The following is a 13240-nucleotide window of genomic DNA, read 5'->3' on the forward strand; positions in this document are numbered from 1 at the left end:
CTCGTTCCACACACGCTCGTTCCACACACGCTCGTTCCACACACGCTCGTTCCACACACGCTCGTTCCACACACGCTCGTTCCACACACGCTTGTCCCAAACACACTTGTCCCAAACACGTTCGTTCCAAACGCGCTGCCATGCTCGTCACGCGCGCCCGTCACCCGCAATGGTCCGGTAAAGACCCGGCAATGGCCGGGTAAGGTCAGGCAAAGGTCGGGTAAGCGCCGACGGCGCGGCGTGCGCCGATTGACGCTATCATAACTTCGGGGCCTACCAGCCTCCCTGCAATATCCTGACACCCCGCTCTTATGCATGGCTATCAGCATGACCCCTCCGCAGCCCGCCACCAGCCCCACCTCTCTCACCCCCGTCTCATTTACGCTGGTAGATGGGCCGTGCGACATCGATGCCGCACAATGGGACGCGCTGGCCGGCGGGCAGCCATTCATGCGCCACGCCTTTCTGCGCCTGCTGGACGAGCATGGCTGCGCGGTTGCCCGCACCGGATGGTCGCCGCGCTTTCTGCTGATGCATCGCGGCGCTACGCTGGCGGGAGCCATGCCGCTGTACCTCAAAACACATTCGCGCGGCGAATATGTATTCGACTATGCTTGGGCCAATGCGTTCGACGCGCACGGGCTGAAGTACTACCCCAAGCTACTGTGCGCAGTCCCTTTCACGCCTGTGCCGGGGCCGCGGCTGCTGGCCGCCTGCCATGAAGACCGTGTCGCCCTGGCGCGCGCGGCCGCGCAGATCGCCGACGACAACGGCTTATCTTCGCTGCACGTGCTGTTTCCCAGCACCGAAGACCAACGAGCACTCGAAGATGCTGGCTTCATGATGCGCGACGACATACAGTTCTGTTGGATCAACCGGGGCTACGAAAGCCTGGATGAGTTTCTGGCCAGCCTAAACCAGCCCAAACGCAAGAAGCTGCGCCAAGACAGAAAAAAAGCCATCCAGGCCGGTGTTGATTTTCGGTGGCTGCAGGGGGCCGACATCACCACCGATGTGCTCGCTTTTTTCTTCAGGTGCTACCAACAAACCTATCTGGAGCATGGGCACCTGCCTTACTTGAACCATGCCTTCTTCAGCGCCCTGCATGCCACCATGCCTGAGGCGATGGTGATGGTTCTGGCCGAACGCCAGGGGCAACCCATCGCCACCGCGCTGAATCTACGCGACGATAACACTTTGTACGGGCGCTATTGGGGCAGTGTGGACTACATACCGGGGCTGCATTTCGAAACCTGTTATCTGCAGGGTATTGAATTTTGCATCCAACACGGCCTGCAACGCTTTGAGGGTGGGGCGCAAGGGGAACACAAGCTGTCGCGCGGCATGATGCCGGCGAGGACGCGATCGGCGCATTGGATCCGCGACCCGCGCTTCGCCGCAGCGATCGAAACATACCTGGCTCGCGAAACCGCCGCAGTGGATGCCTGGCAGGACGAACTGGCCGCGCATAGCCCCTACCGACGCGAAAACCCCCAACACTGACCACAAAGCAAGGCATTTACCCTTGTAACTGCCCGGGGCGAAGGCATCGGGAATGGGCCACCAGGCTACCAGACCACGAAAAAAAGCACCCAGGCTGTACAAAATGGCACCAGCCCCACCATGGCACAGGTCAGGGCAAGCAGGCGACGCCACAGGCCAGCATTGGCCTGGGCACTGATGCGCCAGAATAAATACAGGCTCCAGATGAGGCCTGCAGCCAAACAGGCCAGTCGAACCGCCAGTGCCCACGACGTTGCCACCCCTTCGTGCTGCAACAGCGTGATCGTGGTGGCGGACAGGCCCAGGAATACGCCCACCCCCGCTGCTGGGATGAATGCTTGCGCAAGCCGGTCGACCCCGATTGTGCGCGCTACCATACGGCCTTTCGCATCGCGCACGGCCGGCCGCTGCTGGGCGCCCCCGCGGCGAAGGGTGCACCCCGCCAGCCATAAGCCGACACAGAGCGTGCCGCCCACAATCACCAGCGAACCGAATATGAACAACAGGATGACCTCGCCATCTAACCAGCTGAAGCTATCGTTGACCTCGGGATAATGGGTAAGAACGAACCACGGGGCGTTATCGGCCAGCGGCCAGAAGATATCGTGCTCGACCAGCCAAGCGGCCTGTACTTGCTTGAGTGCCACGAACCACGGGCTTGCACTCCATAGAAACGCGCCGACCGCCAAACCCATCAGGCCAAATACGATCAACATCGTCTGCCAGCGGTCGCCGGCGGCAATATCAACGATCTCGGCAGCCGGCGAACGCGGCGTCAGTTGGATGGCACCGCGATAATCACTGCAACGACCGCACATATGGCAGTCGGACGCACCCTGCATATGGCGCAGAGGCATCAGCGGCGCACAGTTTACTGACTTGGTGCGGCGCTGTGGGTTTCGCCAGGCCTCTTCATCGACGCGATAGTGCCAAGGCGCCAGTTTGGCCAGCAATTGGAACACCCCGTTGACCGGGCAGAGATATTTGCACCAGACACGCTTGTTGCGGCCATATAGCCAGCCCACGATCATGGCTGCCACCGTGGAACCGCCCAGCACGGCCAGCACGGCCAGCGGGTACTGATACACGCTGACAAGCTGGCCATAGACGGTGGTAAGTGAAAATGCCACAAAGGGCCAGCCGCCCCAGCGCATCCATTTTGGTATGGCGCGCCCCCGACCGTGCCCGCTTGCCCATTCGCTAAGCATGCCTTCGGGACAGAACCATCCGCACCAGGCCCGCCCCATCAATGGCATCGAGACCAGTACAAACGGCCACCATACGCCCCAGAACGCAAATTGCGCAAAGATAGTGAGGTTGTTGAAGACTGACGCGGTACGGCCGGGCAAGGGCATGGCCGCCGGCACGATCAACAGTGTGACGTAGAACAGCACGATGAGCCACTGCAGCCGCCGCAGCCAGGTTTTGTGGTCGCGCAGAAAATCGCCGAACCGCGCCGTGCCGGCGCGCAATGCGCTGGATGTCATGGCATCAGGCCCTGGCACCCCCCGACGCCACGCGCGCGCGGCCTGCGGAAACGTCGACACGCTTGAGCACCACAATGGCCACCACCCAATACAACGCCCATAACAGCACTTGCGTCAGAGATGGCACGGCGCGATAACCGGCGAAATCGGCCAGAACCTTGCCCAGCCCGCCTTGTGTATCGAGCAGCGCGGACGTGTCCCAGACTGGATCAACCAGCGTGGGAAGGGCATCGAGCGAAATGAGATGATCCATGCCCGAAACCAGCAGCGCGCCGGCCAGCAGGAGCAGCATGATCTCGGTAAGCTTGAAGAAACGCCGCCATGTGATCAGGCGCCCGCCGGCCTGCAGCAGCCAGAATGACAATAGCGCAGCGCCAAAACCGAGCGCACCGGCCAGCGCGAGACGCACGGCTGAGCCCTGCGCAGCGCCCGCGGCAATGCTGCCGTATAGAAATACGACGGTTTCGCTGCCTTCGCGCGCCACCGCGATTGCCACAAGCGTCAGCAGCCCCCACCAGTTGTCGGCTTCGAGATCACGGCTGGCGCCCTGCTCAAGTTCGCGCTTTAGCGTTCGGCCATGCAGCCGCATCCAGTAGACCATTTGCACGATGAGTGCGCAGGCCGCCAATGCCATGATGGCCTGGAACCACTCCTGACCGGTATCGGATAGCCACGACGAGATGCCCAACAGCACGAGCGCAAGCAGAACAGCCAGCCCCAGGCCTGCCGCCACCCCGGCCCATAACCAGGGCAACCCCTTGCGGCCTTCGGGGCTGGCTCGCAGCCACGTGAACAGGATACCGACGACCAGCATAGCCTCGATGCTTTCACGCCATACTATGAATGCAATTTGTTGTTCCATGATGCGCCTGCTCAGGGCTTGGGCACGACGACCAGTATGCCTTTGACGTCTTGGTGAAAATCGTCAAAGAAGGGATACTCGCCAGGGCGCTTGATGGTCAGGACCACGAAGGAGCTTACGCCTGGGCCCAGCACCTTTTCTTTGCGCAGCGGCAGGCTTTCGAACTCGACCGGCTGCTGGCTTTCGTTGATGAGCTTGATCTTGAAGCGGCCGGCTGGCACTTCGAGCCGGGCTGGCTCGAATGTGCCGTCGGGCTTGAATCGCAACTCGAAGGTTGGCAGTTCGTCGGCGATGGCCGGCGCGACGGCCAGGCATACTGCCAATGCGACCGATGCGGCCCGCAGGCCGCTCCCGGCAATACGCAGCACTGGGCGCATCAATACCCCCCTTTCTTGCCTGTGCCGGCGAATACGAACTCGTACGAGACATCAAACGGCTTGAACCACGGCGCAACCCCGGTTTCTTTGTCGATGTGACGCCCGAAGTGGTTCATCTTGGCCGCCTCGGGCGAGGCCACCGTGAAGGTAAGCGTGTATTTACCCGGGCCATCCAACTTGACGTTGTCGCCGTAATGCGGGCCGTCGTTGGCAACCATGGGCATGAGGTCGCCTGAAATGACTTTGTCGCTGCCTTTTTTTTGCAACGTATAACGGATGTTGAGATACGGCGCCCAGGCGCCTTCGGGTAGGCCGTTGATATTGCCGGCCGTGGCGTGGATATCGGCTTCGAGGTGGATATCGGATTCGCGCGCGGGCCGCATCATGCCCTCTGGCGCCATTTCGACCGGTTGCAGATAGACTGCCGCGATTTCGAGCCCGGCGTGCTCGCTGGGCTTGCCGATCGGATATTCAGCCGCCGCGGCGGACAGTGCGAAACCCATCGCGGCTATCGCGATCGTCAGCTTTTTGTACATGAATGCCTGCTCCGAAAAACGGGCAGCCACCCATTGGTGGCTTGCGCCCAATAACAAGATCGATTCTCATTATTATGAAGCAGGATAACTTACAGTGGTCTGAATAACCCTTAAGAACGCCGGGGTTAACCTGGCCGCGCGCGAATGTCGAACGCGGCATTGCCGCGCCAGGCGATCATTCTTTCTTTTTATCGTTGCGCGGCTGGGCGAAGGGAAATACCGAGAATATATTGCGCGTCTGATCCTGCATCTGATCCTGCATCTGCACGAACAGGTTTTTGCTTTGGTCGACGTAGTTGCTCATCATGTTCTGCAGCATAGGCGCCTGCACATTCATGAACTGCGTCCACGCCTCCGGACCGAACTGGGTGCCGTACAGGCTCTTTGACTGCTCTGCCATGCGCTCCTGGATATCGATGAAGGCCTGGATGTTTTTTTCGAGGTAGGCCCCCATCACCCCCTGCATGGCGTGGCCGTAGAAGCGGATGATCTGCGACAGCGCCGTGGCTGAAAACATGGGCTTGCCGCCGCTTTCTTCTTCGAGAATGATTTGCAGGAGGATGCTTCGGGTAAGGTCTTCACCCGACTTGGCATCTACCACCTGGAAGGCCTCGGCATCAAGCACGAGCTGCTTGACATCCGTCAGCGTAATGTAGGTGCTGGTACGCGTATCGTACAAGCGTCGGTTGGGATACTTCTTGATGAGGCGCGGGGTAGTGGTGTCTTCGTTTTGCGTCATGACTGTTGCCAAGCTGTAATGTCTTTTATGGAATGGCGAATTTACCGGGACGACATAGCCGCATTGTGAGCGGCCGGGCGCTTTCACGCGCAACTATACGCGTGCCACCGCCCGGCCGCAGCTAGTTTTTACCAGAGCCACGTCAACTCATGTGCAGGCCGCCGTTGAGGGAGAAATCAGCCCCCGTGGCGAAACCCGCGTCATCCGACGCCAGCCAAGCGACCATGGCACCGATTTCCTCCGGCGTGCCGAGACGGCGAACCGGGATCGTGCCAATGATTTTTTCTAGCACATCGGGGCGTATAGCTCGCACCATGTCAGTACCAATATAACCCGGGGACACGGTATTGACCGTCACGCCCTTGCTGGCGACTTCTTGCGCCAGCGCCATGGTAAACCCATGGATGCCTGCCTTGGCGGTAGAGTAGTTGGTCTGGCCGAACTGCCCTTTCTGCCCGTTTACCGAACTGATATTGATGATACGGCCCCATTGGCGCTCGACCATGCCATCAATCACCTGCTTGGTAACGTTGAAGAGGCTGTTCAGGTTGGTATCGATGACCGCCCGCCAATCGTCCAGGCTCATTTTGCGGAATACGCCGTCGCGCGTAATGCCGGCGTTGTTGACCAACACATCCACCATGCCGTGGCGGTCCGTCACATCCTTGAAGGTTTGTACGGTGGAGTCCCAGTCCGCCACGTTGCCAACCGACGCGTGGAACGTAAAGCCCTGCGCGGCCTGTTCATCGAGCCATTGCCGGTAGTTGCGGCTGGGGCCGCACCCTGCGATGACCGTGAACCCACTTTTCGCCAGGCGTTGGCAGATTGACGTGCCTATGCCCCCCATGCCACCCGTTACATAAGCCAGTTTGCCGTTCATTTTTACTCTCCCTTAGACCTGTAGTTGTTGCGTACCAACAATGCCCCGAGTAAACCCGCGGCAGGCGCCGATTCAGTCTTGGAATCCGGGCTGTGGGCGTCCCGTCCGCTACGGCATCGGCGCTGCCGGTGCCGCCCCTGATAGCATCTATCGTTACAGGGCGCGCGTGCGCACGTAGCGCCCGGGCGCGGGTTCGACAGGCTTGTATCGCGCATTGCCGCGGCGTGTCGGCGCGCGACGCTCGCCGCCCCCCTGCTCTGCCAGCCAGGCGGCCCAATTCGGCCACCAACTGCCGGGCGTATTCGTGGCGCCATCCAGCCAAGCCGCCGGTTCGCCCTCGGGCGCTGCATCGCTGGCCCAGAAGTTACGCCGCCCCTTGGCTGGCGGGTTGATGACACCCGCGATATGCCCAGACGCGCCAAGCACGAAACGCACCGGACCGCCCAGCAGATGGCTGCTGGCATAGGCTGACTGCCACGGCACGATGTGGTCCTCGCGCGAACCGTACACATAGGCAGGCATGTCGAGTGAGCCCAAATCCAGCGCCTGCTCGCCCACCTTGACGCGGCCAGGAACCTTGAGGTTGTTCTCAAGATAGGTATTGCGGAAGTACCAGGTGAAGAACGGCCCAGGCAAATTGGTGCCGTCCGCGTTCCAGTACAGCAGGTCAAAAGCGGGCGGTGTGCCGCCCATCAGATAGTTGTCGCGCACATAATTCCAGACCAGTTCGCCGGGGCGCAGGAAGGAGAATGTGGTGGCGAGCTCTCGCGCGGACATCAACCCGCCGGCGCCAAGCTGCTGATCGCGCAACGCAGCATGCTGCTCATCGACAAAAACGTGCAGCACGCCCGCGTCGGTAAAATCGAGCAGCGTGGTAAGCAGGGTAAGCGAGGCCACGGGGTCTTCGCCGCGGGCCTTGGCCAACGCCAACGCGCTGGCGAGAATCGTGCCACCGACGCAGAAGCCCAATGCATTGACCTGCTCTTCGGCGCAAATGGTGCCTGCGGCATCCAGCGCCATCAGTACTGCGTCGAGATAATCGCCCCAGGAAGACCTGTCGACGCCGTCTGTGTCCTCCGTTCCGGGGTTGCGCCACGACACCAGAAACACGGTATGGCCTTGCTCGACGGCATAACGCACGAACGAATTGTGCGGCTGCAGGTCAAGGATGTAGTACTTGTTGATGCAGGGCGGCACCAACACCAACGGCCTGCGATACGTGCGGGTGGTAAGCGGCGCGTACTGAATCAATTGGAACAACGGCGTTTCTAGCACGACATCACCCGGCGTAGTGGCCAGGCTGACACCTACTTCGAATTGCGATTCATCGGATTGCGTCAGCCTACCCTGCCGCATATCGTGCAGCAGATTGCCGATGCCTCGGCACAATGACTGGCCGCCGCTATCGATGAGGGCCTGCTGCGCTTCGGGGTTGGTGGCCAGGAAATTGGCAGGCGACATGGCCTGCACCCACTGCATGGCCGAAAAACGCAGACGCTCGCGCAAAGCCTCGTCGACTTCGGCGGCTTCGACCATTTGCTCGATGGTTTCGGACGCAATGAGATAAGCATGGGCCACATAGGCATGCGCCGGGTTTGCGGACCACGCCGGCGCCTGAAAACGTCTGTCTTGTGGCGCGGCAAGCGCACCCTGCTGCGCCTGCACAGCCACGCGCATCAATGCGTCGGTGAAACCTTGCTGTATCTGCGCCAGCTTTTGTGGCGGAATCGTGGCCTGAGCGATCCAGGAAGTAGAAAACAATGGATTATTCATATGAGCCCCTCCTTCCGCTCGTGTTGCCTTTGCCGCCTGTAATGCTTGTGTTGCGTGCTTCTTGGATTCATGGTGTCCGGCAACACTCGGTGTGTCAATAGGTAAAGTCGCTAGCGATGTGGCGGGCCGCTCAACCAAGCCACGGTGGCCATGCGCCCTGTGGTTGCATCACGCCTATATGAATAGTAATGTTCCGATGTTACAGCTGCGCATATGCCGCTGAGCTCAATATCCCTGACACCAGCGCGGTACAGGCGCATCCGTGCAAGGCCAGGCAGATCGGCCAGCCACTTGGCCTCGCCCCCCAGCGGCCGCGCGGCAAAATACATGGCGGCCTGCGCATCGCCATCAACAAAGGCACGGTAAACCTCGGCGCCTACTTCAAAGCGGGCTTGGCTGATCGCCGGGCCTATCCATGCCCGCCAACCCTGCGCATGGGGTGCGCGGGCACGCAGCGCCGCCATCACCTGCTCGATCACACCCTCCGCCAGGCCACGCCAGCCCGCATGCGCCACGCCCAGTGCGTTTCCACCTGTATCGGCAATGACCACGGGCAAGCAATCGGCTGTCATGATGGCCAGTACACGCCCCGGTCGAGTCGTCACGGCCGCATCTGCCTCGGGCGGTTGCGCGGGGTAGCCTGCGCCGAAAGTATCCGCATCGCACACCTGCGCACCGTGCACCTGGCGCAGCCAGAGCGGCTCATCGGGCAGCGCGGCACGCAGCACCTGCCTGTTGGCCTGGACGTTAGCCGGCTCGTCGCCCGCATGCAGGCCGAGATTGAAGGACGTCCATGGCCCACGGCTCACGCCACCCTGCCGCGTGGTGCAGAAATAATCGACGCCCGGCCATGGCTGGCCCGATACGAACTGGGGCGCCCCGGATTGTTTCAGTTGTCCCATGCGATCGTATCCAATACCTGTTGATAATCGGCGGGCAGCGGCGCCTCGAAGGCCACTCGCTCACCGCCGGAGTAGTCGTCGAAACGCAGGGCGCGCGCGTGCAGCATCTGGCGCCCGGCCCCGGCAAGCGGCCGGCCGCCGTAGAGCACATCACCCACCAACGGATGTCCGATGCTGGCCATATGCACGCGGATCTGATGCGTGCGGCCGGTTTCGAGTACACACTGCACCAGCGCCACGTGTTTGTCTTCGGGTGTCAGGCCGTTGCGCAGCGGCGCATAATGCGTGATGGCGGGCTTGGGCGCAATAGGCCTTTCGGCCGACATGCGCACAGGTACGCGCGGGTCGCGCCCGATGGGTGCATCAACCGTACCAGCCTGTGTCAGGCGACCGTGCACCAAGGCAAAGTATTCACGGCTTACGGTACGGGCCTGCAATTGCCTGACCAAACTGGTTTGCGCCTTTTCGTGACGCGCCACAACCAGCAGCCCTGACGTGTCTTTGTCGAGGCGATGCACGATACCGGCACGCGCCACGCTGGCAAGTTCGGGATAGCGGAACAGCAGGCCGTTCAACAACGTGCCGTGCCAGTTGCCGGCGCCCGGATGCGTCACCAAGCCTGCAGGCTTGTCAACCACGATCCAGTCGGGGCTGTCGGCCACCACGGTGAAGGATATGTCTTCGGGTACGAAAGCCAGCGCCTCGGGCGGCGACTGCGCCCAGACGGTAATGGCATCGCCGGGGCCCGCCATCTGCTTGCGCGAGGCCGAGCGGCCATTGACCAGCACGTGGCCCGCTTCTATCCATTGCTGCAGACGACTGCGGGAGTGATCGGGCAGCAAGCCCGCCAGCACCTTGTCAAGGCGATCGGGCCGCGCGCCCGCGCCCAATGTAAACTCGACCGGCTCGCCGGCCGGGAGGGCGTCTTTGGAGATATCCGTGTCAGGCATGGCGACAAATCATATAATCAGCGTGCAATGCTAACATCAAGGATGTTTTTGTGACTCTCAACGATTTCAACACGGCCGGCTTACGCGGCCGCCTACGGCAGGGCCTGGCGGTATTCGGGCTGCTGGCCGTCCTGCTGGCCGCCGGGTGCGGCAGCATCAAGCCTGAGCAAGACAAAACTGCAGGGTGGAGCGCCGACCGGTTGTACCAAGACGCCAAAGCCGAAATGACGGCCGGCAACTGGACCGATGCACGCAAGCGCCTGGAGGCTGTTGAAGCCCGCTACCCTTTCGGCAATTACGCGCAGCAGGCCCTCATTGATCAGGCCTATGTAAACTGGAAAGACGAAGAGCCCGAACAAGCGCTGGCCGCCATCGATCGGTTCGAGCGTCAGTACCCCAATCATCCAGGCACAGACTACATGCTGTACCTGAAGGGCCTGATTACCTTCACACCGCCCAGCGCCGCGTTCTCGAAATTTACCCGGCAAGACCCGAGCGAGCGCGATCCCAAGGGCCTGCGTGAATCGTACGACGCCTTCAACGATCTGATCAAACGCTACCCCGACAGCCGTTATGCCGCCGACGCACGCAAGCGCGTAGCGTGGCTGGTGAACACCATTGCCGAAAACGAAGTGCACGTGGCACAGTATTACTATGAGCGCGGCGCCTATGTTGCGGCGGTCAATCGTGCCAAAACGGTAATCACCGACTTCCAGGGCGTGCCCATTGCCGAAAAAGCCCTGTACATCATGGTGCTGTCGTACGACAAACTGGGCCTGACCGCCTTGCGCGACGACAGCAAGCGGGTGCTGGACACCAATTACCCAGACAGCAAGTATTACAAGCAAGGGCTGGACGAGCCCAGCGGCAGCATGCTTAACCCGTTTAACTGGCTATAGGGCAGCCGCCCTGCAAAAGGCGTAGCGAAAAGGCGCGCGCGGCGCACGCCCTGCAAAACCGGGCGCCGCCATTGCTTTATTTCGCCGCACCCAGTCTGCCATCGCGACCGCAGGGCGGGTTATGCAGGCTCGGTGCTGGCCTGACGGCTACGCAAAAACGCCAGCGCCTGCGCGGCTTCCCGCGTGCGGGCAAACGGCGGCAAACCGCGCCACAGAAGGCGCCCGTAGGGTTTTTCAACCATACGTGTATCGCCCACCATCAGCACCCCCCAATCGCGCTCAGAGCGGATCAGACGGCCTGCGCCCTGCTTGAGCGCGATGGCGGCTTCGGGCAACTGATATTCCATGAAAGGGTTACCACCCCGGATGCGGCATTGGTTCAGGCGTGCCTCAAGTACGGGATCATCAGGCGGGGCGAAGGGGAGCTTGTCGATGGCCACCAATGTGAGTGCGTCGCCCGGTACGTCGATGCCTTCCCAGAAACTGGCGCTACCGACCAGCACCGCATTGCTGCCGCCGCGAAAACGCTCGAGCAGCACACGGCGGGAGCTTTCTCCCTGCCGCAGCAACAGGCGGTCGATGCTTTCGTCATCGAAGCGTTCGGACAGCAGATCAGCAATCTGATCGACAGCGCGCAAGGTTGTGCACAACACCAGTACACCGCCCGACGTAGCGCGCACCAGCGGCACGAGCGTATCGACAAAGCATTCGTTGAAGCGGCGATCGTTGGGAAGGGGCAGTGTCTTGGGTACGTACAGCACCCCTTGGCTGGGGTAGTCGAAGGGGGATTCCCATTGCATGGTGTCGGCATCCCACAACCCCAGTTGGCGGACGAAGTGACCAAAATCGCCCTGCACGGACAGCGTTGCAGAGGTAAGCACCCAGGCCTGACCGCGCTTGCGGCTGCGTGAAAACAGCCGCGCCACCGACAGCGGCGCACTGTGCAGGCGCATGTAATGCGTGCCCTGCTCTACCCACCGTACCGACGGTTCAGTGGCATCCGCATAGCGGGGATCATCGGTGGTGCCTGTATCTTGCGCGCCATCGGGCTCGGCGAGATCGCGACGCTTGTTTTCGCGCATGCCATGCGCTGCGGAAGCGCCATGGGGCGCATGCCCGCCTGACTCATCGGCGGCATGCGCCTCGCCCTCTGTAGCAGCCTGCTGCGGGGCCAGAGCGTCAGGCGCGAGCGCGTTGCGGCCTTGCCTGTCGGGTTGGCTCCAGCGGAACAAGCGAGCGCGCAAGTCTTGGCAGGTGTTGAGGACAGCGGCAAGATCTGGGTGCTTTTCCGCGACCACGCCCAGCAGCCGTGCGGTTTTGTCCAGCCTTTCGATGAGGTCTTCGAGTGCCTGGTCGAATTCGGCGGCATTGGGCATGGCTTCGAAAGTGGCCTTGTGGCCGGGCAGGCGCTCGACCGGTGCGGCTGCAAGGCGCAGCGCCCGGGCCGCGCTTTCGATGCCTTTGCCCGCTTCGCTCCAGTTGGTGGATTCGCGTGCATGGGCGAGCCCCGCCGCCTCGACCGCACGGGACAGATCAAGCAGGTGATGCGACGACACACTGCTGCCGAGGAAGCGTGTGGCGATATCGGGCAACTGGTGGGCTTCGTCGAAGACGACCAGATCGACCTCGGGCAGTAGATCGGTGATGCCTTCTTCGCGCAGGGCGAGATCGGCCATGAACAGCGCGTGGTTCACGACCACGATGTCGGCATCCTGGGCCTGGCGGCGGGCCTTGTTGACAAAGCAGTCTTTGACATGCGGGCATTCCTGCCCCAGGCAGTTTTCGCGCGTGGAGGTGACGCGGTTCCAGATATCAGCGTCTTCAGGGACGTCGGCCAGGTCGCCGCGGTCGCCCGTGCGGGACTCGAGCGCGAACATCTGGATACGGCGCAACTGCCCGACCTCGGCCCGCGACTTGAGCGCGCGGTCGTCGCCGGAGAGGCGGCCGAGATGGTAGTGGCACACATAGTTGCCGCGCCCCTTGAGCAACGCGACGGTAACCGGCAGGCCCAGCGCATCGCGCAGGCGCGGGATGTCGCGGCGAAAGAGCTGGTCTTGCAGCGTGCGCGTGCCGGTTGAGATAAGCGCCTTGCCACCGCTGATGAAGGCAGGCACCAGATAGGCCCAGGTTTTCCCCGTACCGGTGCCTGCCTCGGCCACCAGAGCACCGCGCGCCTGCAGCGTTTCTTCGATGGCGCGGGCGAGCTCTTGCTGCGCCTGGCGCGGGCGATAACCGGGCACCGCCTGGGCGATGGGCCCGTCGGCGGCGAAGATTTCGGAGATTTCCTGGAATAACATGGTGAATGGCGCACAGACGCAAGGACTGGATTTTC

Annotated in this window: 12 protein-coding genes; 2 read left to right on the forward strand and 10 right to left on the reverse strand. The window is 61.8% G+C overall.

Annotation, left to right across the window (positions count from 1 at the left end; all coding sequences use genetic code 11):
- Positions 1 to 327: 327 nt before the first annotated feature.
- The gene (locus tag LOL23_RS09360; protein ID WP_160979840.1) at positions 328 to 1503 is read left to right on the forward strand and encodes a GNAT family N-acetyltransferase; all 1176 of its coding nucleotides are present in this window, start codon (positions 328 to 330) and stop codon (positions 1501 to 1503) included.
- A gap of 65 nt (positions 1504 to 1568) precedes the next feature.
- Here the strand turns inward: LOL23_RS09360 and LOL23_RS09365 are convergent, their stop codons facing one another.
- From LOL23_RS09365 to LOL23_RS09405, 9 genes are all read right to left on the reverse strand, one after another.
- On the reverse strand, positions 1569 to 2990 hold the full coding sequence (locus LOL23_RS09365; RefSeq protein WP_160979838.1) for a 4Fe-4S binding protein: 1422 nt from the start codon (positions 2988 to 2990) through the stop codon (positions 1569 to 1571).
- Positions 2991 to 2994: 4 nt separating this feature from the next.
- Positions 2995 to 3852 (reverse strand): FTR1 family iron permease, encoded by an 858-nt coding sequence (locus tag LOL23_RS09370; protein WP_237173514.1) that lies wholly within the window; start codon positions 3850 to 3852, stop codon positions 2995 to 2997.
- An 11-nt stretch (positions 3853 to 3863) separates the two neighbouring features.
- Positions 3864 to 4217, reverse strand: coding sequence for a cupredoxin domain-containing protein (locus LOL23_RS09375; protein ID WP_439652085.1), 354 nt, complete (start codon positions 4215 to 4217; stop codon positions 3864 to 3866).
- Positions 4218 to 4228: 11 nt separating this feature from the next.
- Entirely contained in the window at positions 4229 to 4765 is a 537-nt protein-coding gene (locus LOL23_RS09380) for an iron transporter (protein WP_160979832.1), read from the reverse strand.
- A 175-nt stretch (positions 4766 to 4940) separates the two neighbouring features.
- The gene (gene phaR / locus LOL23_RS09385) at positions 4941 to 5504 is read right to left on the reverse strand and encodes a polyhydroxyalkanoate synthesis repressor PhaR (RefSeq protein WP_160979830.1); all 564 of its coding nucleotides are present in this window, start codon (positions 5502 to 5504) and stop codon (positions 4941 to 4943) included.
- A 142-nt stretch (positions 5505 to 5646) separates the two neighbouring features.
- Positions 5647 to 6384, reverse strand: a complete 738-nt coding sequence (gene phbB, locus LOL23_RS09390; RefSeq protein ID WP_160979828.1) for an acetoacetyl-CoA reductase — start codon at positions 6382 to 6384, stop codon at positions 5647 to 5649.
- Between the two features lie 153 nt (positions 6385 to 6537).
- Positions 6538 to 8157: a PHA/PHB synthase family protein gene (locus LOL23_RS09395; protein ID WP_160979826.1), complete on the reverse strand. Its 1620-nt coding sequence runs from the start codon at positions 8155 to 8157 to the stop codon at positions 6538 to 6540.
- A gap of 110 nt (positions 8158 to 8267) precedes the next feature.
- Positions 8268 to 9059: a peptidoglycan editing factor PgeF gene (gene pgeF / locus LOL23_RS09400; RefSeq protein ID WP_160979824.1), complete on the reverse strand. Its 792-nt coding sequence runs from the start codon at positions 9057 to 9059 to the stop codon at positions 8268 to 8270.
- Entirely contained in the window at positions 9047 to 10009 is a 963-nt protein-coding gene (locus LOL23_RS09405) for an RluA family pseudouridine synthase (protein ID WP_160979823.1), read from the reverse strand. Before LOL23_RS09405 ends, pgeF begins: the two co-directional genes overlap by 13 nt.
- 104 nt (positions 10010 to 10113) lie before the next feature.
- Between LOL23_RS09405 and LOL23_RS09410 the strand changes: the two genes are divergently transcribed.
- A complete protein-coding gene (locus tag LOL23_RS09410; protein ID WP_237173544.1) occupies positions 10114 to 10908 on the forward strand; it encodes an outer membrane protein assembly factor BamD in 795 nt (264 codons plus the stop codon).
- A 119-nt stretch (positions 10909 to 11027) separates the two neighbouring features.
- On the opposite strand, the gene yoaA is transcribed toward LOL23_RS09410, so the two are convergent.
- Positions 11028 to 13205, reverse strand: a complete 2178-nt coding sequence (yoaA, locus tag LOL23_RS09415; RefSeq protein ID WP_237173515.1) for a DNA repair helicase YoaA — start codon at positions 13203 to 13205, stop codon at positions 11028 to 11030.
- Positions 13206 to 13240: the final 35 nt, after the last annotated feature.

Source organism: Paracandidimonas lactea (assembly GCF_021653995.1).
GTDB lineage: Bacteria > Pseudomonadota > Gammaproteobacteria > Burkholderiales > Burkholderiaceae_B > Allopusillimonas > Allopusillimonas lactea.

What these genes read in the sequence shown, in the direction of transcription:
- LOL23_RS09395 (WP_160979826.1), bottom strand. Translation starts at nt 8,157, where the DNA reads ATGAATAATCCATTGTTTTCTACTTCCTGGATCGCTCAGGCCACGATT.
- LOL23_RS09405 (WP_160979823.1), bottom strand. Translation starts at nt 10,009, where the DNA reads ATGCCTGACACGGATATCTCCAAAGACGCCCTCCCGGCCGGCGAGCCG.
- LOL23_RS09360 (WP_160979840.1), top strand. Translation starts at nt 328, where the DNA reads ATGACCCCTCCGCAGCCCGCCACCAGCCCCACCTCTCTCACCCCCGTC.
- LOL23_RS09370 (WP_237173514.1), bottom strand. Translation starts at nt 3,852, where the DNA reads ATGGAACAACAAATTGCATTCATAGTATGGCGTGAAAGCATCGAGGCT.
- phbB (WP_160979828.1), bottom strand. Translation starts at nt 6,384, where the DNA reads ATGAACGGCAAACTGGCTTATGTAACGGGTGGCATGGGGGGCATAGGC.
- yoaA (WP_237173515.1), bottom strand. Translation starts at nt 13,205, where the DNA reads ATGTTATTCCAGGAAATCTCCGAAATCTTCGCCGCCGACGGGCCCATC.
- LOL23_RS09365 (WP_160979838.1), bottom strand. Translation starts at nt 2,990, where the DNA reads ATGACATCCAGCGCATTGCGCGCCGGCACGGCGCGGTTCGGCGATTTT.
- LOL23_RS09380 (WP_160979832.1), bottom strand. Translation starts at nt 4,765, where the DNA reads ATGTACAAAAAGCTGACGATCGCGATAGCCGCGATGGGTTTCGCACTG.
- phaR (WP_160979830.1), bottom strand. Translation starts at nt 5,504, where the DNA reads ATGACGCAAAACGAAGACACCACTACCCCGCGCCTCATCAAGAAGTAT.
- pgeF (WP_160979824.1), bottom strand. Translation starts at nt 9,059, where the DNA reads ATGGGACAACTGAAACAATCCGGGGCGCCCCAGTTCGTATCGGGCCAG.